Source organism: Pusillimonas minor (assembly GCF_014237865.1).
Lineage (GTDB): Bacteria > Pseudomonadota > Gammaproteobacteria > Burkholderiales > Burkholderiaceae_B > Neopusillimonas > Neopusillimonas minor.
Map to the genome: position 1 here is coordinate 352,554 of NZ_JACJUU010000001.1, position 22,846 is coordinate 375,399.

Genomic DNA, 22,846 nt, shown 5'->3' on the forward strand with positions numbered 1-22,846 from the left:
TTTATGCCGTAACTGCGGCAATGCCGGCACGGGCAATAGCCGCGTCGTCGCTGGATTTGACGCCGGCGGCGGCAACGGCGCCTACGACTTGTCCGTCAACAATAATAGGCACGCCGCCCTCTAGCAGGCCTTCGAGCACAGGCGCCGTCAGGAAAGACATACGGCCCTGGTTGATGATGTCTTCGTAAACTTTTGACTCGCGACGACCCAACGCGGCTGCGTTGGCTTTGGCCGGCGCCATGTGGGCTGTAATGGGGGCAGCATTGTCAAGCCGAAGCAAACCCAGCAGGTGCCCGCCATCGTCCACCACGGCGATCGACACCGCCCACTGGTTCTCGACGGCATGCTTTTCAGCGGCGGCCAAAATGGCTTTGACGTCTTCTGCGCTTAAAACGGGTTTTGTTTTCATGATCTGACTCTGAATCTCGTGGAAGTTACAAAACCCAGACTTTACCTGAACGGGCAGATTAGTTAAACTCGGGCACGCGAAAAAATGTCCGGGCATCCGCGGCCCGTTCCTGCCCATGACATCCATATCGATTACACCCGCACACCGTATCTTTAATTCATTTTTGCCCCGCCGGTTCGGTGGGGCTTTATGCGCCGCCATCATGGCCGGGCTGTTGGCCGGCTGCGCCACCACGGGCCAGCAAAGCAACGCCGGCACATCGCTTCGCGGCACCTATCAGGCACAAGCCACCGCCGACCCCCTCGGCGCTTACCTGGCACAAAACGACTACGGCCTGAGCCGCAGTAATAATCCAGATTACGACCAACCCGCGGCAGGCCCACGGGCCATGGCTTCGACGGCACTGCAGCATCTGGGCGTTAAATATTCTTTTGGCGGCGACGCGCCTAGCACGGGGTTCGACTGCAGCGGGCTGGTTATTTATGCGGCCGAAAAATCACTAGGCCTTAAACTGCCTCGCCGCTCGGCCGAAATTGCGCGCTTGGGCACGGCCGTCAACAAGTCCGAACTTAAAAAAGGCGACCTGGTGTTCTTCAACACTTTAGGTCACCGCTTCTCGCATGTAGGTATTTATCTGGGCAACCAGCAGTTTGTTCATGCGCCGCGCGCCGGCTCGGTGGTACGCATCGAAAACATGGACATGGCCTACTGGAAAAAACGCTACAACGGCGCGCGTCGCCTTGACCCTGGTCAACTCGACGACGCGACCACCGCACTTACCCTGAATAAATAATAAACACGCGTCAGGGTTTGCGTGCGGGGCACGCCTCGCAGTACCCGCACTGGCTTAGCGCCTGTTTCATGCAGCATACCGAGCGACGACAAGCGACCACCCTGATGCCGGCGCGCTGTGCCGCTGCACGAAACGTTTTCATGACGTTATGGCCCAAAAAATCAGTTAACAGTATTAATAACTGGGTGCCCGAAGGAAGCTGCGGCGTTTTCTTTTGATGTGCGCTGTGGCGGCCGCTAATGTGCTGCATGATGGCTATGTTATGCCCCTTCAGCAGGTCGGGGATGTTTCCCAGGCGGTCGGCCCCCACTACAACAGCATTGACAGATCCTGACATGATTTCCTCTCGCGGTTAATGTTTTAACGGCTTAACGATAATCATTATCATTTAATATGTCAATGAGAATAATTCCTATTTGATACATCAAGCATCAATGTTCGACTCTCGGTCAATCGCTTCCTGGACAACGTCTCGTGTCAGATTCTCGGACAGCATCTGCAAAAACACATAAACGTAATCACGCAGAAAAATACCCGACTTGATGGCGACACGCGTCACGTGCTCGCCAAACAAATGCCCCACCGGAATACCCACCAACCCCTTGTCGCGGCGGGGATCAAAGGCCATGCCGGCGATAATGCCAACCCCTAGTCCAACATCAACATAGGTTTTGATGACATCGGCATCAATCGCTTCGAGCACGATATCGGGCGTAATGCCTGCATTCGCGAAAGCCTCGTCGATAGCGCGGCGGCCGGAAAACTGGCGATCGTAGGTTACCAACGGGTACTGCGCCAAATGCGCCAACGACAGTTCACGGGCCTGGCTGGATGTGAGCTCGGCCAATGGATGTTCGGGCTTAAGGACCAGGACGTGCTCCCAGGCGTAAACAGGCAAGGCCGCCAGGCCAGGGGTGTGAGCCAGCGATTCGGTCGCAATGGCCAGATCGGCCTGCTCGTGCAAAACCATGCGCGCCAAGGTGGGCGGGTTACCTTCGGCCAAAGACACGCGGACTTTGGGAAACCGCTCACGAAAGCCTGGAATCACCTTAGGTAACAGGTATCGCGCCTGGGCGTGGGTGCAACCTATGACCAGGCCGCCTTCATCGCGCTGGGCGAATTCATCGCTGACTTTTTTAAGATTGTCGACCTCGCGCATGATGCGCTCGATGACTTGCGCGACCGCCGTGCCGGGCTTGGTCAAACCCTTGATGCGCTTGCCGTGACGCTCAAAAATCTTGATACCCAGCTCGTCTTCGAATTCGATGATTGACTTGGACACGCCCGGTTGCGAGGTGAACAGCGCGCGAGCGGCTTCGGTCAGGTTGAAATTGCGACGAATGGTTTCGCGGACGAAACGAAATTGCTGTAGGTTCATGATGTGTCCCGATATTGAGACACAATTATATGTAATAAAGACCCTTTCTAAAATAGCTTTTGGCTATAAGCAATGACGTAACAGTTAGCTATTCCGGGGCGCCTTGACGCGCAACTTACGCCACATCATGAACACCATCAGCCCCAAAAATACGGCATGAACCAGCCAGACACCCACAGAAAAATGGAGCTGTCCGTTACCGATCCAGCCACGCGACAGATTGATTAGATTCATGTAGAGCAGGCCAACCAAGCCTGCAATAAGGATGTCGCCCGAACGCCCCAGCCGCGGGTTAACCGCGCCCAGCGGTATGGCCAGCAGTGCAAGGTTAAGGGCCGCCAGCGGTAGCGCCAGACGCCACATAATTTGCGAATTGGCATGTTCGGTGTTGTCGCGCAATAACTGTTCAGTGGGCCGCGCCTTGATTTGCCGCTCTGCGATTTCGCGCATGGCAGCCGGCGTTGTCGCATCGGCGCTTCGTTCAAGGCGAAAGCCATAGCGTTCGAAATCAAGCAGACGGAACTCGGGCTGCCCAGGTTTCAGATCGTAGCGATGTCCCTCGGTAAGCACCAGAAAACGATCTCCATTGGCCTGGGTCTCGACACGCGCGCTATCGGCGGTAACGACGCTAAGCCATTGTTCGTCGATGACACGAGCAACCACTTTACCCAGTTCATCGCCTTCGTTGACGGGGTCTTCGGCAAAAAACACCCTAGCACCACCCTGCGTTTCGATGAACTGGCCGGCCGTGACTTTGGACAGGTCGGAGCGTTGTTCGTAGCGTTGGCGGTACTCGGCAATTTGCCGATAGGCCCAAGGCGAGGCAAATAGGGTAAGAAACGCAATAATTAACGCGGCCGGGACGGCACAACGCATTACCGGCCCCACCCAGTCTTTAAGTGACAACCCGCTGGCGAACCACACCACCATTTCGGATTCGCGGAAATTTCGGGTAACCGTGGTGAGTACGGCAATAAACAACGACACCGACAAAATGACGGGCAATGCCGTAATACTTGAAAACGTGGCAAGACCAAAAACAACATCGGCCCCGATACTGCCGTTGGCCGCCTCGCCCAGCAAACGCACCAGCAGCACGCTAAGCCACACGACAAGCAATGTAGAGAAGACAACCCCTGCGTGACTGAGAATTTCGGAAACTACCGAGCGTTTGAATAGAGACATAAAGAAAAATGGGAGATAATCAGTAGCACTTTACTGACATTAACCGAGACCACCATGGAATTCAGTACCAATACCACAACAACACTTCATACTCTGAAAACCGCAGCCTTGGCCGTTGGCGTATTTGCCGAAGGACAACTGACTGCCGCCGCAAAAATTATCGACGACGCCAGCAACGGCGCCGTCCGTGAAGCCGTCAAGGCCGAATTCCCGGGTACTGCCGGCACCCAACTGGTGCTGCGAAACCTGGCCGGCGTCAGTGCTCAACGCGTTATTTTAATCGGGTTAGGCAAACAAGAGGCCTACAACGCCAAAACACACGCCGCCGCCGAACAATCCTTTGCAAAATACTGCGTTCAGGCGCAACTTGCCGAAGGCGTATCGACATTGGCCCGCACCGACTGCAAAGACAGCACATTGCAACAACGCGCGCAGGCGTTGGCCGTTGCCGTGGGCCAAGCCACGTATCAGTACGATGCCACGCTGGGTAAAGCCTCTAAAAAAACCGCACCCAAACTTAAAAAAATCAGCGCCTGGGTCACCCGCGCCGAAACCGACGAAGCCAACACCGGCCTGCAGTCTGGCCGCGCCATGGCCAACGGTATGCAACTGGCACGCACACTGGGCGATTTGCCCGGCAATGTCTGCACGCCAACCTATTTGGGCAATACCGCCAAAAAATTGGCCAAAACCCATAAAACGCTTAAGGTCGAAGTCCTCGGGCTAAAGCAGCTCCAGGAACTGGGCATGGGCTCATTCCTGTCGGTAGCCAAAGGCTCCGACGAACCCCCGGTGTTTATCGTTATCAAGTACACCCCGGCGGCAGCGCCTAAAGCACGCGGCAAGGCCAAAGCGCCGGTCGTCCTGGTCGGCAAGGGTATCACCTTCGACTCCGGGGGCATTTCCATCAAGCCCGGCGCCAACATGGACGAAATGAAATACGACATGTGCGGTGCTGCAAGCGTTGTCGGCACGATGCAGGCCGTTGCCGAACTGGGTATCAGCCAACCGGTTGTTGGCCTGATTCCCGCTTGCGAGAACCTGCCCAGCGGGCGCGCCAACAAACCCGGCGACGTCGTCACCAGCATGTCGGGTCAAACCATCGAAATCCTTAACACCGATGCCGAAGGCCGTCTTATTTTGTGCGACGCCCTGACCTACGCCGAACGCTTCAAGCCGGCCGCCGTCGTCGATATCGCCACCCTTACCGGCGCGTGCGTCGTAGCCCTGGGCCACGTCAATACCGGGTTGTTCTCGGCCGACGACGCCCTGGCCGACCAGCTGCTGGCGGCCGGCAAGCAATCGGGCGACCCTGCCTGGCGCATGCCGCTCGACGACGCCTACCAAGAGCAACTGCGATCCAATTTCGCCGACATGGCCAACATCGGTGGCATGCCGGCCGGTTCAGTCACGGCAGCATGCTTCTTGTCACGCTTTGCCAAGGCCTACAAGTGGGCCCACCTCGACATCGCCGGCACGGCATGGCGCAGCGGCAAAGACAAAGGCGCTTCGGGCCGCCCCGTCCCGCTGCTGGTTCAGTTCCTGCTGAACCAGGCTTGATGGCCGCGATGTCCAGGGTCGACTTTGCCTTTGGTGCCCCCGACCGCTTGCGCATGGCCTGCGAGGTCGTGCGCAAGCACTACGCAGCCGGGCGGCCGCTGGTGGTTTATACGCAAAACAGCCAGCTTATGGGCCGATTCGACCGTCTGCTGTGGTCATTCGAGCCCGATGCGTTCATACCGCATGTCGATGCGGCCGACCCGCTCGCGCCGCAAACGCCCGTTATATTTACAACGACGCCCCCCATGCCCGACATGCATGCCGGGCACGCGCAAGCACCTGTCTGGCTAATCAATCTCGACGCCGACATTCCGCCCACGGCCGGCCATTTTCCTCGCATCCTCGAGGTCATCGACAATAAACCCGCCGAAGTCGCCGCGGCCCGACAGCGCTGGCGGGCCTACAAACAAGACGGCCACGAACTTTTTGCCCACGACGTGTCCAACACAGCACCGGCATCCTGATTTACCCACGCCGCGCAAAACCATCGCGGCCGTAGCAAAAATGGCCCGACGATGCTGTCTTCCAGCTTGATTATTCAGCCATATGTCAGTAATCTAAGGGGTGTTATTGTTTTACCCGTTTACCTTAAAGGATCAACCATGAGCGACTTTCGTCAACCCTCATACGCCGAGCAGCAATACGGCGCAGCCGCCGAGGTTGTGCGTAATCGCGTATTGCGCAATACCTACTGGCTGCTGGCGCTGTCATTAATCCCCACCGTACTGGGGGCATTCGTTGGCCTTACCACCGGCATCAACAGTGTCATGGCGGCCAGCCCCGGCATGAGCGCCATCTTCCTCCTGGTAGGCGCTTTCGGGCTCATGTTCCTTATCGAGCGCAACAAAAACAACAGCATGGGTGTTGTCCTGTTGCTGGCCTTTACTTTCTTCATGGGGCTCATGCTGTCGCGCCTTATTGGCTTTGTATTGGGCATGGGTAACGGCGCACAACTTATTATGCTGGCCTTTGGCGGTACGGCCGTGGTGTTCGGCGCCATGGCCTCGGTGGCCAGCACCACCAAACGCGACCTCTCCCATCTGCAAAAATTCTTGTTTATCGGGGTCATCGTGCTGCTGGTCGCCTCGCTGGCCAACATCTTTTTGCAGCTGCCCGCGCTAGTCATCACCATCTCAGTCATGGCTATCGGGCTGTTCTCGGTTTTGCTGCTGGTCGACCTGCAACGTATTATTCGTGGCGGCGAAACCAACTACATTTCAGCCACCCTGGCGGTCTACCTCGACCTGTACAACATTTTCGCCAACCTGCTCATGCTGTTGGGTATTTTCGGCGGCGATCGCGAGTAACCGCTTTAATCTAAACAAGCGTTCGCGCTTAAGCACTTCATCAATGGGGCCGGACACCCGGCCCACCGCCTCGAAGTCGCTTTCTATCTTCAGCAACGCCGACGTCACCACGTCGGCGTTTTGCTGCCAGCATCGGGTCAGCAGTTCGTCCGGGTCAAGCAGCATCAACCCCAGCCCCCTCAGTTCGGCCCGGTTAAAGTCTTTGATGTTGCGTGTCACAACGGCAATACTGGCCGGGCCGATACGCTCACGCACTTTACGGGCTGCCGCCACAACATGCCAGTCTTTAGGGTCGCTACGCTTTAACCCCTCTTTAAACTCGCTGACGTCACCCTGATCGGCATCGGGATACGCCACTTGCAAGTCGCCCCATTGCGTCTGGATATCGTCAGGGCTGGCGTCCCATAAGCGTGCTGCATTGCGACGCCACTCGTCGCCAATGATGGGGCTCCAGGCTGGCCTGAACAACCCGTTGTCGACCAGACGAAGCAACAAGCGACGCACGACATTGGAAATGAGTACGCACGTGTCGATGACAATAATGTCAGGTAAAGGCTTGACCAAAGCGGGCGACACATTTGAAGCAGAAAGATTCACAGTCGCTGCAGCTCCATCAGTACTTTTCGCGTGCGCAACGGCCTGCCTGACAGCAATTCATCCAGCCGTTCACGCAGGCTTCTGCGCAACTCGGGCTCAAGCGCCGGGTCGTTGAAATCGGGAGGAGATTCATCCAGGCCATAACCCGTTTCTTGCAACAGCACCCATTCGAACCGACGCAAAGCGGCAGCTGCGCCGCCACCGGCGGCCAACTGAACCAGCGCAGCATCGTAGGCATCGTAAAGCAATGGGTGCGGGTCTTCGCGCGGCAACAGCCTGAGCACCAGCTCGTTCAGGTACCAGGCCGACATCAAAGCACGACCGGCCAATGGTCGGATACCCAAGGTTTCTGCCCGCGTAAGGGTTTTGACTTCGGCAGCCCCCGTCCAGGACAGCAACAACGGCTGAAAACCCGACAACACCGAACGCAATGTGGAATATGGTCGTTTAGCGCCCTTTGCCACGAGGGCAACCTGGCCGTGATCACGCGAAAAAACCTGTATTAGCAAAGAGGTTTCACGCCACGGTGCGGCGTGCAATAAATACGCTACGGTCTCGTTGACCCGCGTACTTCGCTTACTCATACCCCAGGTCGCGCAGAGCGGCTTCGCGGTCAGACCAGCCCTTTCGCACTTTGATGTAGATTTCGAGGAACACGGGTTTGTCGAGCAGCTTTTCGATGTCTTGACGAGCCTCGGTGGCGATACGCTTCATGTGCATGCCGCCTGCACCCAGCAAGATAGGACGATGACTTTCACGCTCGATGACGATACAGGCCGCCACCTTGACCGAGCGGCCCTCTTCTTCCCATTGCTCGATGACGACAGTACAACCGTAAGGCAATTCGTCACCCACCAAGCGGAATATCTTTTCACGAATCAGTTCGGCCGCAATAAAACGCACCGGGCGGTCGGTCAGGGCGTCGGCTTCAAACATGGGCTCGCCCTCGGGCAGACGCGTGGCAATTTCGTCGAGCAAGGTATCGAGCTGAACGGACTTGACCGCGCTGACCGGCACCACGGCTGAGTATGGGAACTGGGCGGTCAGCTTACTGACGAACGCAAACATGGCGTTTTTGTCTTTCAGGCTGTCGACTTTGCTGATGACCAGAATGGTTTTATTGCCCTTGGGCAATAAGGGCAGAAGCTGTGCATCGCCTTCTGACCACTTGCCTGCTTCGACCACGTGCAACACGACATCGACGTCGGCAAGCGCCTGGGTTACCACGCGGTTCATCATCCGGTTCATGGCGCCGCCATGACGTGTCTGGAAACCGGGCGTGTCGACAAATACGAACTGCTCGTGGTCGCGCGTTAACACACCATTGATGCGGTGACGCGTAGTTTGCGCCTTGCGCGAGACAATGGAAATTTTGCTGCCGATCAGGGCATTGGCCAGCGTCGACTTGCCGACATTCGGGCGACCGACAATAGCGACGAAGCCGCAACGAAAAGGTGTGCTCATTTGTTTTCCTGTGGTACGGCGACGGGCAACGACAATTGTGTATTTTTACGAGCACGCCGACTGCCGCCTTTGGCCGGGCCCATGGCCTGGATAAGCGCAATGATTTCGGTGGCGGCCAACTGTTCTGCCGCCCGACGGCTGGTGCCCGACGCAGAAACCTTGAGGTCGAGCTTGGGAACGGCACATTCGACGTCGAACATTTGGCTGTGTGCCGCACCGCGCGTGGCCACAACGGTATATTGCGGCAAGTCGAGCTTGCGCCCTTGCAACAGCTCTTGAAGCAAGGTTTTGGGATCTTTGCCCAATGTTTTTGGGTCGACCTTGGCCAGCAAGGGCGCATACAACCGCGACACCACCGATTGCGCGGCATCGAAACCGCCATCGAGAAATACCGCGCCAAAAATGGCTTCGAGGGCGTCGGCCAGTATGGAAGGCCGACGGAACCCGCCACTTTTAAGTTCGCCCTCGCCCAGACGCAAGAAATTGGATAAATGCAATGATTGTGCGATTTCAGCCAGCGACGACTGCTTGACCAGATTGGCGCGCAACCGCGACAAGTCGCCTTCGTCGACTTTGGGGAAGCGATCGAAAAGCAAGGCCGCCACCACAAAATTAAGCACCGAATCACCCAGGAATTCGAAGCGCTCGTTGTGGCGCGCGTTATGGCTGCGATGCGTCAGCGCCTGATCGAGAAACGCCTGGTCGTTGAAACGATAACCCAGCGCCGATTCGAGGTTAGCCAGAGATGTCATCAGTTAAACCGGCCAATGCGACCCAGATCGCCGAAATTCATCCAGATGAAAAAGGCCCGGCCCACGATGTTCTCGTCGGGCACAAACCCCCAGTAACGGCTGTCGAGACTGTTGTCACGGTTATCCCCCATCATGAAGTAATGCCCTTCGGGAACCACACAGCGCATGCCACCCGGAAAATACCCGCACTGGTCGCGATAGGGATAATCGGAAATGGCGGACAAATCTTGATAGGCCCGTTTATTTAACAGGATTTTATGTTCTTTGGCACCCAGTTTTTCGATGAACTGGCTGATATAAGCTGAACGATCGGGTTCGTAGTAGTCGCCGTCGCGGACCAGCGGCACTTCTTGCCCGTTAATGAACAAGGTTTTGTTCTGGTATACGACCTCGTCACCGGCCACGCCAACCACGCGCTTGATGTAATCGATGTCAGGGTCTACGGGATACCGGAAAACAACGACATCACCTCGTTGGGGTGAACCCAGCTCGATGACCTTCTTGTCGATGACAGGCAGGCGAACACCGTATTCGTACTTGTTTACCAGGATCAGATCGCCGTTTTGCAATGTTGGCAGCATCGACCCGGAAGGGATGCGAAACGGTTCGACAATGAACGAACGCAGCACAAACACAAACAGAATAACCGGGAAGAAGCTGACGCAGTACTCGATAAACCAGGGTACCCGGTGCGCTTTGTCGTAGGCGGCCTGGCGCAAGCGAGCGGCCTCGATGGAGCCCACGCCGGTGGGCGCGGCGTCGTATATCGCCATTTCGGCCTCGGCACGACGCCGACGACGTGCGCGAAGATAGAAGTAGTCGGTTGCCCAAACCACACCGGTAATCACCAGCAACACAAATAAAATCAGTGCGAAATCCCAGTTCATTGACCTGCTACCCTTGCGTTCATTATTTGTCTTCGACTTGAAGGATGGCCAGGAAGGCCTCTTGCGGGATTTCTACGTTGCCCACCTGCTTCATTCGTTTTTTGCCGGCCTTTTGCTTCTCGAGCAATTTCTTTTTACGCGAGATGTCGCCGCCGTAGCACTTTGCCAGCACGTTTTTACGGAGCGCCTTGACGCTTTCCCGGGCGATGATTTCGGAGCCAATAGCGGCCTGAATGGCGATATCGAACATTTGCCGTGGGATCAGGCCGCGCATTTTGCTGCAGACTTCGCGCCCGCGATAACGTGCATTACTGCGGTGGACCATCATGGACAGGGCATCGACCCGGTCGCCGTTGATAAGCAAGTCGACACGCACTACATCGGACGCCCGGTACTCTTTGAACTCGTAGTCCATTGAGGCATAACCACGTGATACCGATTTAAGGCGATCGAAGAAATCGAGCACGATTTCGGCCAAGGGGATTTCGTATGTCAGGTGCACTTGCCGACCGTGGTAGGTCATGTCGAGCTGCATGCCGCGCTTGTTGTTGCAGAGCGTCATGACGGGGCCGACGTAATCTTGCGGCATGAACAAAGTGACTTTGACGATAGGCTCGCGGATTTCGGCAATACTGCCGACATCGGGCATGCGCGACGGGCTTTCGATCATGGTGACCGAACCGTCTCGTTGCTCGACCTCGTAAACCACCGACGGTGCGGTGGTAATGATGTCCATATCGAACTCGCGTTCGAGGCGCTCTTGCACGATTTCCATGTGCAACATGCCCAGAAAGCCGCACCGGAAACCAAAGCCCAGCGCTTGCGATACTTCGGGCTCGAACATCAGGGCCGAATCGTTAAGCTTGAGTTTTTCGAGAGAGTCGCGCAACTGATCGTACTCGCTGCTTTCGACAGGATAAAGCCCGGCGAAAACCTGGGGCTTGACCTCTTTGAAACCTGGCAACGGCGACGCGGCCGGACGACCGGCCAGCGTGACGGTATCGCCCACCTTGGCGTCTTCGAGTTGCTTGATGCCCGCAATGACAAAGCCGACTTCGCCGGCCGAGAGCTCGGTGCGCGGCAGCGACTTGGGCGTAAACACACCCACCTGCTCGCACAGGTGGGTAGCACCACTGGCCATAAGCAAAATTTTGTCTTTCGGGCGCAGCACCCCATTGACGATACGCACCAGCATGACCACGCCCACGTAATTGTCGAACCACGAATCGACAATAAGCGCCTGGAGCGGTTCGGAGGCATTGCCTTTTGGCGGCGGCACCTTGGCCACAACCATTTCAAGAATTTCGTCGATGCCCACCCCGGTTTTGGCGCTGGCCAATACCGCCTCTGAGGCATCGATACCAATCACATCTTCGATCTCTTGGCGGGCGGATTCAGGGTCGGCCGAGGGGAGATCCATTTTATTTAAAACCGGCAAGACCTCAACGCCAAGCTCGATGGCTGTATAGCAGTTGGCCACCGTTTGCGCCTCGACACCCTGCGACGCATCGACCACCAGCAGCGCACCTTCGCAGGCCGACAGCGAACGGCTGACTTCGTAGGAAAAATCGACGTGACCCGGGGTGTCGATGAGGTTCAGGGCGTAAACCTTGCCATCTTGGGCCTTGTACTGCAACGACGCTGTTTGCGCCTTGATGGTGATCCCCCGCTCGCGCTCGATATCCATGGAGTCGAGTACTTGCTGGGACATTTCGCGGTCTTGGAGACCCCCGCAACGCTGGATCAGGCGATCGGCCAGGGTGGATTTGCCATGATCGATGTGGGCGATAATTGAGAAGTTGCGGATGTGATCCATAAACCAGCAGAAAGTGAAGTTGCCTTGGGGCAAAGGTTTGAAGAAATAATAAGTAAAAGAGGAGCGCATGTTGCGCCCCTCTGGGTACCACTAACGCATTTTAGCTGTTTTATGCGCTTTATTTTGCCGGAGTCACAACCACCCACTGCGATTGCCCACCGCGCTGAACCAGCAACGCAGCAGCACGCGACTTGTCGAGCCCGGAGACCAGTTTGGCAAACTGTTCAGGGTCTTTGACGTCGGCGTCGTTCAGGGTAAGAATAATGTCGCCCGGGGCGATGCCCGCAGCCGCAGCCGGGCCGCCGGCCTCGGTCACCAGTACACCCGTACGCACTTTCTCGCGTTCTTTGACATTGGGCGGAATGACAGACACTTTCAGGCCCAGCGCATCGGCCGCTGTCGCGTCAGGTGTAGCAGCCGCCTGATCGGGGGCAGGTGCCTCGGCTTCGAATTCGCCGACCTTGACACGCAACGTGACTTCTTTACCCTTGCGCCATACTTGCATGCTGGCGCGTGTACCCGGCTTGGTGCCACCGACAACCCGGGGCAAGTCAGACCACTGCGTGATGGGCGTGGATTCAAAACGCGTGATGACGTCGCCCGGCTGTACACCGGCCTCGGCAGCGGGGCCACCCTCTTCAACGTTACTGACCATCGCGCCTTCGGCCTTGGGCAGGCCAATGGCTTTGGCAACCTCTTCGGCGACCGGGCCGATTTGTACGCCGATGCGACCGCGGGTGACTTTGCCGTCGGTTTTAAGTTGCTCGACAATGCGCATGGCCTCGTCGATAGGAATGGCCAGGGAGATCCCCATGAAACCGCCACTTTGCGACACAATTTGAGAGTTGATGCCAACGACATTGCCGGCCAGGTCGAGCAGCGGCCCGCCCGAGTTGCCCGGGTTGACGGCGACGTCGGTTTGAATAAAGGGCAAATAGTCGCCGGTATCACGATTAATCGCGCTGACGATACCTGATGTTACGGTGGACTCGAGGCCAAACGGCGAGCCAATAGCCAATACCCACTGGCCCTTACGCAAGGTTTTAGAGTCGCCGATAGGCAGGGGCTTTAACCCGGCAGCTTCAATTTTGATCAGGGCAACGTCGGTACGCGCATCGGTGCCGACAATTTTTGCTTTGTATTCTTTGCCATCGGTCATGGTCACAAAAATACCGTTGGCGCCTTCAACCACGTGCGTGTTGGTCAGGATGTAGCCGTCTTGGGAAATAATGAACCCGGAACCCACGCCGCGCGGAACCTCGCGCTGCTGCCCATCGGGCGTTGGCGCCGGCGCATTGCGCTGGCGGCCGCCCCCCGGCGGAACGAAGTCAGGGCCAAAAAACCAACGGAACATTTCGTAGGGGTCGTTGCCGGGGCCCATAGGCGACGAACGCACCGAAACGTTTTCGGTGGTGCGAATGTTGACAACCGACCCTTCGGACTTGGCCACGACCTCGGTGAAATCGGGAACAGACAAGACCGGCACGCTGGATTGTGCCTGCGCTTGCGCCTGAGCGGCATGGCCTGCAAATGCAACAACGCATGCGGTTGCTGCGGCAAACACGAATCGCTTCAACGAACTGTCGGCAGTAGTTGAACGCATCATGGAGACTCCTTTGAGGTTTTGATTTATTGTTGCCCGCCCGCCGGCGCAATAAACTGTGTTTGCTCGGCGACGGCCTGCAAAGTGGCAACGGGTACTGCACCCAATGCCGTCAGCCAGTAATCGCCGATACGGGTAGCAAAAACATTGATTGCCCCGTTTTTACGTGCGCCCTTTGACAGACTGCGTGTGGTGCGTGCAGCTTCGAACGGTTCGATGAAGACAGAAATTGCAGCCAGGCCATCGGACAACACCAGATGCTTTACTGCTTCGCCGGATTTCATGGGACGGGAAATCTGGGTGGCAAACTGGAAGCCCGGTGGCGTGTGGATCCGCCACCCCAACTGGGACGCATCGATACTATGCGTGGCGATCTCTACCTGTTTCCAGTTGCCTGTATTCCAGGCAGAGTGCAGGTGTTCGGGAGAGACCTTTTCGCCGACCTGCAGCATGGTGAATGCAATGTCATCGACAATCGTCAAGCCGTTTACCGTTTGAGCCTTGACCAATAAATTAGTTTCACGATCGACGCAAAATTTATAGCCATAGCGATCGGGCGTTTTGGGGTTGACGTGTACAACCGTGCATTCGCGCCCGGCAACCCGACTGGGTTGGGTGTCGCGCATGAAGTTGTAGTGGCCCATCAGGTGACCGGTATCACCCAGGAACATCCCCGGGAACCGATCGGTACGCGCTTCTTCGACCAACACCAGCTTCTTTTCGGGAATAAGACAATACAGGGTGTCGTTATGGCGAATGAACTCGCGCGGCTTGCCGTCGAGCACCTCGAGACGTTCGCGCTCGCCCGTGCCGTCGACCACATGCGTGATACGCGACGATTGCATCGCGCCATTTTCTTGATAGGTGAACACACCGGCGTAATCGGTGGCCCGCGCAGCCTCTTGGGCCCGCTTGAGCAATGCGATGACTTCGTCGGTACTGGCCGGCACTGACTGGGCGCCGGCGACGCCGGCCATGCAAAAACCGGCCAGCACTACAGAAAACACCCTTAACCAATGAACAGAATATCGCATCATGCATGCAGTCATCGGGAGAGCGCCCCCCCGTCGAATGACACCTGACGAATGGGGTTTACCCCTGCGAACTGCCGGTGCGCATCGACGTAGTCGCCCAAGCTGCCGTCGTCGGTAGACGCCAGCACCGGCCCGGCCGGCGCCGATGTACCCGGCTGACCAACGAGGTAAGGCATGGCGACCCAGACGACAGTGGCAACCGCAGCGGCCACGGCAAACCCGGACAAGCCCAGGCGAGCGCCTGACACCTTACGGCGTGGCGCGACAATAGGCGGTTCTTCGTCGATAGCCTTGGACAGCCGCGCATAGAACAGGTCGGACGGCTGCACGGCAAGCTCTTTGCTGCGCATGACGTCGCCAATAAGGTGGTAGGTATCCCAGACTTGACGGCCATAGGGGGTGTCAAGGTCTTCGGGACGGATTTCGCCGTCGCCATCTACCCAGGCCGAAATACTTTCTTCCCAGACTGTTTCGTTATCAGAGCGCGTCTGAACTTGCATATTCAACTCCTTACCACCGTTGCCGGTCGCCGCCGGCCTCTAGAACGGGGCGCAATTGCGCCGCGATTGCTTCGCGAGCGCGGAAAATACGCGAACGCACCGTACCTATCGGACAATTCATGGTTTGGGCAATGTCTTCGTATGTCATGCCTTCGATTTCACGGAGCACAATTGCCGTACGCAGATCTTCGGGTAGCGTGTCGATGGCGGCGTTTACGGTATCGACCACCTGACGACTGGCCATTAAAGATTCTGGCGTACTGATATCGGTTAGGTTGTCGATTTGGTCAAAAGTTTCATTGTCTTCAGTTTCGACAATACTTGACCCCATCGGGCGCCGGTGATTGGCGGCTTGCCAATTACGCGCCGTATTGATGGCAATACGATACAACCAGGTATAGAAGGCGCTGTCGCCGCGAAACTGCGGTAATGCGCGATACGCCTTGATGAACGCTTCTTGGGCAACGTCTTCAACTTCTGACGGTTCGCGAACCATACGTGACAACAACCGCATGATTTTGCGTTGATACTTGAGGACCAGCAGATCGAACGCGCGTTTGTCACCCCGTTGCACACGGGCGACAAGATCGGCGTCGACATCTCGCTCGCTCACACAGAACTCCTGGATTCATAAAACTGAAGATCTTGGGTGACCAGCAGGCACAGGCGTTGCCATGCCCGTGGCCCCAAACCGGCCTTGAACAGGGTGATTTCGAAGGCCTGCACCGACCCGGCAGACGACTGGCTTTGAAACCCCAGCGTTACAAAAGCCGGCCCGAGCCAGGCGCGGGACAATGACACGGCACAAGGTGTACCGGCGTTGGCCCGATAAGACCACCCGGCAGGCGTGTACGCCAGCTGGCCGCGGGCCAGCAGCGCGCGTGCTGCCCGGGTACGCCGCCAGACCAATAAAAAAGCAGCCACCAAAGGCATCAGGGCCCAATGCACCAACCCTAACGCCATTGTTGCTGTCGCGACCATGAGCGCGGCAAATGACAGCAGCCCGGCCGATGGCCGGACCCGCCACGACAGCGGGCCGCAGGCCATAAAGACGTTAGACGCGGCGGACAAGCATGGACCCGTTAGTGCCGCCAAACCCGAACGAATTGGACAACGCAACATCGATGCGCATCGGGCGAGCCTGATTAGCGCAGTAGTCGAGATCGCAGTCAGGATCTTGATTGAAGATGTTGATTGTGGGTGGCGAAACCTGGTTATACACGGCCAGTGTCGTGAAAACGGCCTCGATACCGCCTGCGGCGCCCAACAAGTGACCGGTCATGGACTTGGTGGAGTTGACCACCAGCTTTTTGGCGTGATCACCAAAGGCCAGCTTGAGCGCAACCGTTTCGTTTTTGTCGCCCAGCGGCGTTGATGTGCCGTGTGCGTTGACATAGCTGACTTCGTCGAGGTTGATGCCGCCATTACGCAACGCCATGACCATGCCACGGCGAGGGCCGTCGCTGTCAGGCGAAGTGATATGGTGCGCATCGGAGCTCATGCCGTAGCCGGAAAACTCGCCGTAAATGCGAGCCCCGCGCTTGCGTGCATGCTCGTATTCTTCGAGGACCAGAACGCCCGCCCCTTCGCCCAATACGAAACCGTCACGATCGATATCCCAGGGACGGGAAGCCGTTTCAGGGTCGTCGTTGCGAGTGGACAGCGCACGCATGGCGGCAAAACCGCCAATACCCAACGGCGAAACCGTTGACTCGGCGCCGCCGGCCACCATGACGTCGGCATCGCCGTATTCGATAAGACGAGCGGCATCGCCAATGGAGTGCAAACCAGTGGTACACGCCGACACGACCGCATAGCTGGGCCCTTTTAGCCCAAGCATGATCGACAGTTGGCCGGACACCAGATTAATTAGGGAGCCGGGGACGAAGAATGGCGAAATACGGCGTGCGCCGCGTGCCAGGTATTCGGCCTGGGTTTCTTCGATACGGGGCAAACCACCAATACCCGAACCCACAATGACGCCAATGCGGTCGGCATTGGCTTCGGTGACCTCGAGGCCGGCGTCGCGCCAGGCCTGTACCCCGGCTGCCACGCCATAATGGATGAAGGTATCCATTTGCTTGGCTTCTTTGGACGTCATGTATTGGGTGACGTCGAAGTCTTTGACTTCGCCGGCAATTTGCGCGTTCAGGTCCGAGGCATCAAAACGCGTTACCCGGCTGACACCGGAACGCCCATTGACAATGTTGTCCCATGCGCTATCGATATCGTTACCCACAGGCGAAATAATGCCCAGGCCGGTAATGACGACACGTCGCTTCACGGATGACTCCTAAAAATAAAAAAGCGGTTTAAAGGCAACGCATTGCAGCACTGAACACGCCCTGCAGGCTAATGTCGGTACAACACGCTTTCTAGAAACCGCCCTGGCAATGCGCGCTTGAACGACACCTTGCCGAATCGTTGAAATTATTCTTTGCTGTGCGACGTAATGTAGTCAACAGCTTGCTGAACCGTCGTGATCTTTTCAGCTTCTTCGTCTGGAATTTCAGTTTCGAATTCGTCTTCAAGTGCCATCACGAGCTCGACCATGTCGAGTGAATCGGCACCGAGGTCGTCAAGGAAGGAAGATTCGTTTTTGATCTCGGCTTCGTTGACGCCAAGTTGTTCAGCGACGATCTTCTTGACGCGCTGTTCGATGCTTTCCATGCAGATCTCCAAGTGGGGAAAAATTCCCGCGAATTATAGCCAAACGTTTAGGAAATACGTTGTGACCATGACTAAAAAAACAGTGTTTCCGGACTAAGGCCGCATTATGCAATGCATGCGGCGGGTTGTCATATAGGGAACACCTCTAACAGGAACAGGATTTTACCCTGTTCAGGTAATTACATGTACATGCCGCCATTGACGTGCAGCGTGGTACCGGTGATGTAACCGGCTTCGGGCGCGGCCAAAAAGCCGACGGCATTGGCGATATCGGCCGCAGAACCCAAGCGGCCCAGCGGAATTTGCGTGAGCAACGCGGCTGTTTGGGCTTCGCTGAGCGCACGGGTCATGTCGGTTTCAATAAAACCAGGCGCAACACAGTTAACCGTAATATCGCGGCTGCCCAGTTCGCGCGCCAGGGCGCGGGTCATGCCGGCCACGCCGGCCTTGGCAGCGGCATAGTTGGCCTGCCCCGGGTTACCACTTGACCCCACAACCGACGTGATATTAATGATGCGCCCCCAACGGGCTTTCATCATGGGCTTGATGACACCACGACACAAGCGGAATACAGAAGACAGATTGGTGTCGATAACGGCAGCCCAATCGTCGTCTTTCATGCGCATGGCCAGCGTGTCGCGCGTGATGCCTGCGTTATTGACCAGAATATGTGGCCCGCCCTCGGCGGCCAGCTCGGCAAGCAAGGCGTCGCAAGCTGCGGCATCGTTCACGTCGAGCGCGGCACCTCGCCCCCCCGACGCCGACAACATCTCGGAAATGGACGCTGCGCCTGATTCGGAGGTTGCCGTACCAACGACCACTGCACCGCGGGCAGCCAATTCAAGGGCAATGGCCTTGCCAATGCCGCGCGTTGCGCCGGTTACAAGTGCGACTTTGCCTTCGAGTGATTGAGTCACGATGATTATCCTTGTAGTGTCTGCAACGCGGTTTCGAGCGAAGCAGGGTCTGTAATGGCCAGCCCAACCAGATCGCGATCGATACGCTTGGTCAGCCCGTTAAGCACTTTGCCCGGACCGCATTCTACAACGTGGGTAACGCCCTGGGCCTTCATGGCCTGGACAGTTTCAACCCACCGTACGGGATGCCACGCCTGGCGAACCAGCGCGTCTTTAATGTGGGCAGGCTGTTCGGGCGTGGCCACGTCGACATTATTGATGAGCGGGATGACCGGCGCATTAACCGTAACGCCCTCTAGGGCTGACTGCAATACCTTCGCGGCCGGCTGGAGCAGGCTGGAATGAAACGGCGCGGAAACCGGCAAGACAAGCGCACGTTTGGCGCCCGCTTCGCGGGCCAGCTCGCAGGCGCGCTCGACAGCAGCCTTATGACCGGCAATGACCACCTGGGCAGGCGCATTAAAGTTAACGGCTTCAACGACTTCGCCTTGGGCCGCACGCTGGCAAATATCGCGCACGACGTCATCGTCGAGGCCCAAAACGGCCGCCATGCCACCGGTACCTACGGGCACTGCGGCCTGCATGGCGTCGGCACGAACACGCACCAGGCGCACCGCATCGGGTAACGACAATGCCTGGGCTGCCGTTAAGGCGGAGTATTCGCCCAGGCTATGGCCAGCCACAACAGCAGGCTGGGCGCCACCAGCGGCCTGCCAAGCACGGTACACTGCAACGGCAGCCGCCAGCATGACGGGCTGCGTATTGGTTGTGAGGTTGAGTGCGTCGGCAGGGCCCTGCGCAATCAGCGCGGCCAGGTCTTGATCCAGTGCGTCAGACGCTTCGGCAAGCGCCGACTCGACAGCGGTGTTGCCCGCCCAGGCATCCATCATGCCAACCGACTGCGAGCCCTGACCTGGAAATACAAATGCGACTTTCATGTGATTTGTCTCGGAGTTCTTGAAATGTTCTTACGAAATTTTACATGCGGGCCAACACGGAGCCCCAGGTAAACCCGCCACCGACGCCTTGCATCAGGACGAGATCGCCCGACTTGATACGGCCGTCGCGGCGCGCCGTGTTAAGCGCCAAAGGCACGCTGGCGGCCGACGTATTGGCGTGCTGATCGACCGTGACCACCACTTTTTCGGGCGCAATGCCAAGCTTTTTGCCCAGGAAATTAATGATGCGGATGTTGGCCTGATGCGGCACCATCCAGTCGATGTCGGACAACTGCACGCCCGATTTGGCGCACACGTCTTGTGCAGACTTCGAGAGTGCATTGACAGCCATTTTAAAGACCGCCTGACCATCCATGCGCAAGAACGGATCGCCCACCACTTTGCCGCCACACACATTGCCGCTGGCGTTGAGGATACCGGCCTGACTACCATCGGCATGTAGCTCGGCGCCGACGATGCCCGGGGCATCGGAAGCCTGCAGCACAATGGCCCCGGCACCGTCACCAAACAGCACACAGGTTTTGCGGTCGTTCCAGTCGAGAATATTAGAGAAGACTTCGGCACCGATGACCAGCGCAGTCTTGGCATGCCCAGCCTTGATAAAGGCGTCGGCGGTGGTCAGTGCATATACAAACCCGCTGCACACAGCCTGTACATCGAAAGCGGCACCCTGGCGAATGCCAAGGTTGGCCTGCACAATACAGGCGGTACTGGGGAAGATGAAATCGGGCGTTGAGGTGGCCAAAATGATGAGATCGACATCGCCGGCCGAAATGCCGGCATCGTCCATGGCCATTTGGGCGGCTCGGGTGGCCAACGCACTGGTACGCGTGTCAGCATCGGCAATATAACGCTGGCGAATCCCGGTGCGCTCAATGATCCACTCGTCGGAGGTTTCGACACCCCGGGTCGCCAGTTCGGCGGCCAGATCGTTGTTGGTAACCACGCGGGGCGGCAAATAGCCCCCCGAACCCGTAATCTTGGCAAAAGGCATATTGGCTTCCATGAGGGAATACTAGGCAGCGCGACCCGAAATATCGCTGGATGTCGCGCGCTGAAGGGCTTCGGCTTCTTGAAGACTGCGACGCAGATCGTGGATGGCTGTTGTGGTGCCGTCGAGCAAACGGTTATGCACGGCCTCGCGCGCACGCTGAAGCGCGCACCCGAAAGCATAAACATCGGCGGAGCCATGACTTTTGATGACGATACCGCGCAAACCCAGCAGGGCCGCACCGTTATAACGCCGGTTATCGACCTTGCCCCGAAAACGGTTAAGCACCGGCGACGCCAGCAAACCGGCAAACATGGACAGTGGCCCGCGTTTGAACTCGGCCCGCATCATGGCGCTGACCATGCGCGCCAGGCCTTCCATGGACTTGAGCACGACATTGCCCACAAAGCCATCACAGACAATGACGTCGACCGTACCTTTGCAGATATCGTCGCCCTCGACATTGCCATAAAAATTAAGGCCGCTGTTACGCAGCAGCTCGGCAGTCTGTTTGACGACTTCGTTGCCCTTGATGACTTCTTCACCGATGTTAAGCAACCCGACGGTGGGCCGAGGCCGACCGTAAAGGGCACTGACCAGCGCCGAACCCATGATGGCAAACTGAAGCAAATGCTGCGCTGTGCAATCGACGTTTGCACCCAGATCGAGCATGGTCGTTGCCCCGCCCTTTTGATTGGGAATAGAGGTGGCAATGGCCGGCCGGTCGATGCCGTCGAGCGTTTTGAGTACGTACCGGGAAATCGCCATCCAGGCGCCGGTATTACCCGCCGAAATGCAGGCATCTGCCAGGCCGTCTTTGACAGCCTGGGCAGCCACCCGCATCGAGGAGTCTTTTTTGCGTCGTAGCGCGACCTCGACGGGATCGTCCATGAGGACGACCTCTGAGGCCGGCAAAATTTGATACCAATCGGCCTGAGCACAACCCATGTGCGCAAGCTGGGACTGGATAGCAGACGCATCGCCAGCGAGCAGGAAGCGGGTGTCGGGGTAGCGCTGGGCAAACTGATACGCTGCTGCGACAGTTACCGGCAAACCGACATCACCGCCCATGCAATCGATGGCGATTCGGATGTTGGATATCGACATTAAGCTCGCAATCTGGAACAGATCGCAAATATCAACTTAATTTATTCGTCGTTTTTGGTTTTGAGCACTTTACGGCCACGGTAAACACCGTTGGGGCTGATGTGGTGACGCAAGTGCAGTTCGCCCGTTGTGGGCTCGATAGCTGTCGGCGGATTGGTCAGAAAATCGTGCGAACGATGCATACCGCGCTTGGACGGGCTCTTTTTGTTTTGCTGAACGGCCATGATGACTCCTGAAAGCGAGGGACCGCAAAATTGAACCCTCGAGGGTTGGTTTCAAAACTAGTGTTTCTTTTTTAACTGCTCAAGCACCGCGAACGGTGATGGGCGAATATCTTCGGGCACAGGCTCGGGCTCGGGCGCAAGCGCCACAACCGACGGGCAAACCTCGTGCCGGGGCACATAGGGCACGGCCAAGATGAGCTCGTCTTCGATGAAAGACAAGACATCGAAGCGACGCCCCCCCAGCACACGCTCGGGCGCGTCATCGTCTTCATCTTCGTCGTCGAGGTCGGATTCGCGCGATACAACCTGCACGCGGTTACTGACATTGACGTCGAACACGAAGGGTTCGAGACAGCGCTGGCATTGCAATACAGGCTGCGCCTTGATGGTAACCAATAAAAAAGACTGGCCACCTGAATCGCGCACGCCTTGCAAAGACCACGTTACCCAGCCGTCTGGCTGCTGCGGCAAACCTTCGCCAAACCGGCCAAATGCCTCAAGGCCGGTACGCCCGTCAAGCTTGGCACCTAAGCGAGTAAACTCGGCGGTGTCGATGTACCGACTACCCTCGCCAGTGTTTAACGTGTTTACCATGCTATGTTTACCCTGACTACCAGGCAAAATTAAAATTTGTACCTAAACAGCCGAAAAAATTACATTTGGCTCTGTAGCCACGACATCTGGCCCTACAGC

General features: G+C 57.2%; 27 protein-coding genes. 4 read left to right on the forward strand and 23 right to left on the reverse strand.

Annotation, left to right across the window (positions count from 1 at the left end):
* Position 1: 1 nt before the first annotated feature.
* On the reverse strand, positions 2–409 hold the full coding sequence (locus GTU67_RS01840) for a heme-binding protein (protein WP_185778481.1): 408 nt from the start codon (positions 407–409) through the stop codon (positions 2–4).
* A 115-nt stretch (positions 410–524) separates the two neighbouring features.
* On the opposite strand from GTU67_RS01840, the gene GTU67_RS01845 reads away from it, so the two are divergent.
* Positions 525–1,202, forward strand: coding sequence for a C40 family peptidase (locus GTU67_RS01845; RefSeq protein WP_346726954.1), 678 nt, complete (start codon positions 525–527; stop codon positions 1,200–1,202).
* Between the two features lie 10 nt (positions 1,203–1,212).
* Here the strand turns inward: GTU67_RS01845 and GTU67_RS01850 are convergent, their stop codons facing one another.
* The 3 genes from GTU67_RS01850 to lptF all read right to left on the reverse strand — a co-directional run bounded on the left by GTU67_RS01850 (position 1,213) and on the right by lptF (position 3,765).
* Positions 1,213–1,539, reverse strand: a complete 327-nt coding sequence (locus tag GTU67_RS01850; RefSeq protein WP_185778482.1) for a DUF2325 domain-containing protein — start codon at positions 1,537–1,539, stop codon at positions 1,213–1,215.
* An 87-nt stretch (positions 1,540–1,626) separates the two neighbouring features.
* Positions 1,627–2,580 (reverse strand): CysB family HTH-type transcriptional regulator, encoded by a 954-nt coding sequence (locus GTU67_RS01855; RefSeq protein ID WP_185778483.1) that lies wholly within the window; start codon positions 2,578–2,580, stop codon positions 1,627–1,629.
* Between the two features lie 84 nt (positions 2,581–2,664).
* On the reverse strand, positions 2,665–3,765 hold the full coding sequence (gene lptF / locus GTU67_RS01860) for an LPS export ABC transporter permease LptF (protein ID WP_185778484.1): 1,101 nt from the start codon (positions 3,763–3,765) through the stop codon (positions 2,665–2,667).
* Positions 3,766–3,819: 54 nt separating this feature from the next.
* On the opposite strand from lptF, the gene GTU67_RS01865 reads away from it, so the two are divergent.
* The 3 genes from GTU67_RS01865 to GTU67_RS01875 all read left to right on the forward strand — a co-directional run bounded on the left by GTU67_RS01865 (position 3,820) and on the right by GTU67_RS01875 (position 6,632).
* Complete coding sequence (locus GTU67_RS01865) at positions 3,820–5,325, forward strand: leucyl aminopeptidase (RefSeq protein ID WP_185778485.1); 1,506 nt, start codon at positions 3,820–3,822, stop codon at positions 5,323–5,325.
* 8 nt (positions 5,326–5,333) lie between these two features.
* Positions 5,334–5,789, forward strand: a complete 456-nt coding sequence (locus GTU67_RS01870; RefSeq protein ID WP_185778486.1) for a DNA polymerase III subunit chi — start codon at positions 5,334–5,336, stop codon at positions 5,787–5,789.
* 138 nt (positions 5,790–5,927) lie between these two features.
* Positions 5,928–6,632: a Bax inhibitor-1/YccA family protein gene (locus GTU67_RS01875; protein WP_185778487.1), complete on the forward strand. Its 705-nt coding sequence runs from the start codon at positions 5,928–5,930 to the stop codon at positions 6,630–6,632.
* On the opposite strand, the gene GTU67_RS01880 is transcribed toward GTU67_RS01875, so the two are convergent.
* The 19 genes from GTU67_RS01880 to GTU67_RS01970 all read right to left on the reverse strand — a co-directional run bounded on the left by GTU67_RS01880 (position 6,543) and on the right by GTU67_RS01970 (position 22,747).
* A complete protein-coding gene (locus tag GTU67_RS01880) occupies positions 6,543–7,229 on the reverse strand; it encodes a PIN domain-containing protein (RefSeq protein WP_346726955.1) in 687 nt (228 codons plus the stop codon). The genes GTU67_RS01875 and GTU67_RS01880 overlap by 90 nt on opposite strands.
* Entirely contained in the window at positions 7,226–7,813 is a 588-nt protein-coding gene (recO, locus tag GTU67_RS01885; RefSeq protein ID WP_185778488.1) for a DNA repair protein RecO, read from the reverse strand. Before recO ends, GTU67_RS01880 begins: the two co-directional genes overlap by 4 nt.
* On the reverse strand, positions 7,806–8,693 hold the full coding sequence (gene era, locus GTU67_RS01890; RefSeq protein ID WP_185778489.1) for a GTPase Era: 888 nt from the start codon (positions 8,691–8,693) through the stop codon (positions 7,806–7,808). The genes recO and era overlap by 8 nt, the downstream gene beginning before the upstream one ends.
* Positions 8,690–9,445: a ribonuclease III gene (gene rnc, locus GTU67_RS01895; protein ID WP_185778490.1), complete on the reverse strand. Its 756-nt coding sequence runs from the start codon at positions 9,443–9,445 to the stop codon at positions 8,690–8,692. The genes era and rnc overlap by 4 nt, the downstream gene beginning before the upstream one ends.
* Positions 9,445–10,332: a signal peptidase I gene (gene lepB, locus GTU67_RS01900; protein ID WP_185778491.1), complete on the reverse strand. Its 888-nt coding sequence runs from the start codon at positions 10,330–10,332 to the stop codon at positions 9,445–9,447. Before lepB ends, rnc begins: the two co-directional genes overlap by 1 nt.
* A gap of 22 nt (positions 10,333–10,354) precedes the next feature.
* The gene (gene lepA, locus GTU67_RS01905) at positions 10,355–12,148 is read right to left on the reverse strand and encodes a translation elongation factor 4 (RefSeq protein ID WP_185778643.1); all 1,794 of its coding nucleotides are present in this window, start codon (positions 12,146–12,148) and stop codon (positions 10,355–10,357) included.
* Between the two features lie 118 nt (positions 12,149–12,266).
* A complete protein-coding gene (locus GTU67_RS01910) occupies positions 12,267–13,751 on the reverse strand; it encodes a Do family serine endopeptidase (RefSeq protein WP_430458989.1) in 1,485 nt (494 codons plus the stop codon).
* Positions 13,752–13,777: 26 nt separating this feature from the next.
* On the reverse strand, positions 13,778–14,788 hold the full coding sequence (locus GTU67_RS01915) for a MucB/RseB C-terminal domain-containing protein (protein ID WP_185778493.1): 1,011 nt from the start codon (positions 14,786–14,788) through the stop codon (positions 13,778–13,780).
* 8 nt (positions 14,789–14,796) lie between these two features.
* On the reverse strand, positions 14,797–15,285 hold the full coding sequence (locus GTU67_RS01920) for a sigma-E factor negative regulatory protein (protein ID WP_185778494.1): 489 nt from the start codon (positions 15,283–15,285) through the stop codon (positions 14,797–14,799).
* A gap of 10 nt (positions 15,286–15,295) precedes the next feature.
* Positions 15,296–15,898, reverse strand: coding sequence for an RNA polymerase sigma factor RpoE (rpoE, locus tag GTU67_RS01925; protein WP_185778495.1), 603 nt, complete (start codon positions 15,896–15,898; stop codon positions 15,296–15,298).
* Positions 15,895–16,356, reverse strand: a complete 462-nt coding sequence (locus GTU67_RS01930) for a protein YgfX (protein ID WP_185778496.1) — start codon at positions 16,354–16,356, stop codon at positions 15,895–15,897. The genes rpoE and GTU67_RS01930 overlap by 4 nt, the downstream gene beginning before the upstream one ends.
* A complete protein-coding gene (gene fabF, locus GTU67_RS01935; RefSeq protein WP_185778497.1) occupies positions 16,340–17,569 on the reverse strand; it encodes a beta-ketoacyl-ACP synthase II in 1,230 nt (409 codons plus the stop codon). The genes GTU67_RS01930 and fabF overlap by 17 nt, the downstream gene beginning before the upstream one ends.
* 146 nt (positions 17,570–17,715) lie before the next feature.
* On the reverse strand, positions 17,716–17,955 hold the full coding sequence (gene acpP, locus GTU67_RS01940; RefSeq protein ID WP_185778498.1) for an acyl carrier protein: 240 nt from the start codon (positions 17,953–17,955) through the stop codon (positions 17,716–17,718).
* A gap of 179 nt (positions 17,956–18,134) precedes the next feature.
* Complete coding sequence (gene fabG, locus GTU67_RS01945) at positions 18,135–18,878, reverse strand: 3-oxoacyl-ACP reductase FabG (protein WP_430458990.1); 744 nt, start codon at positions 18,876–18,878, stop codon at positions 18,135–18,137.
* Positions 18,878–19,810 (reverse strand): ACP S-malonyltransferase, encoded by a 933-nt coding sequence (fabD, locus tag GTU67_RS01950; protein WP_185778499.1) that lies wholly within the window; start codon positions 19,808–19,810, stop codon positions 18,878–18,880. The genes fabG and fabD overlap by 1 nt, the downstream gene beginning before the upstream one ends.
* Positions 19,811–19,850: 40 nt before the next feature.
* On the reverse strand, positions 19,851–20,837 hold the full coding sequence (locus tag GTU67_RS01955; protein WP_185778500.1) for a beta-ketoacyl-ACP synthase III: 987 nt from the start codon (positions 20,835–20,837) through the stop codon (positions 19,851–19,853).
* Positions 20,838–20,846: 9 nt separating this feature from the next.
* Positions 20,847–21,929 carry a phosphate acyltransferase PlsX gene (gene plsX, locus GTU67_RS01960; protein WP_185778501.1) on the reverse strand — a complete coding sequence of 361 codons (1,083 nt, stop codon included), beginning with the start codon at positions 21,927–21,929 and terminating at the stop codon, positions 20,847–20,849.
* A 41-nt stretch (positions 21,930–21,970) separates the two neighbouring features.
* Positions 21,971–22,153: a 50S ribosomal protein L32 gene (gene rpmF / locus GTU67_RS01965; RefSeq protein WP_093969072.1), complete on the reverse strand. Its 183-nt coding sequence runs from the start codon at positions 22,151–22,153 to the stop codon at positions 21,971–21,973.
* 57 nt (positions 22,154–22,210) lie between these two features.
* Positions 22,211–22,747: a YceD family protein gene (locus GTU67_RS01970; RefSeq protein ID WP_185778502.1), complete on the reverse strand. Its 537-nt coding sequence runs from the start codon at positions 22,745–22,747 to the stop codon at positions 22,211–22,213.
* Positions 22,748–22,846: the final 99 nt, after the last annotated feature.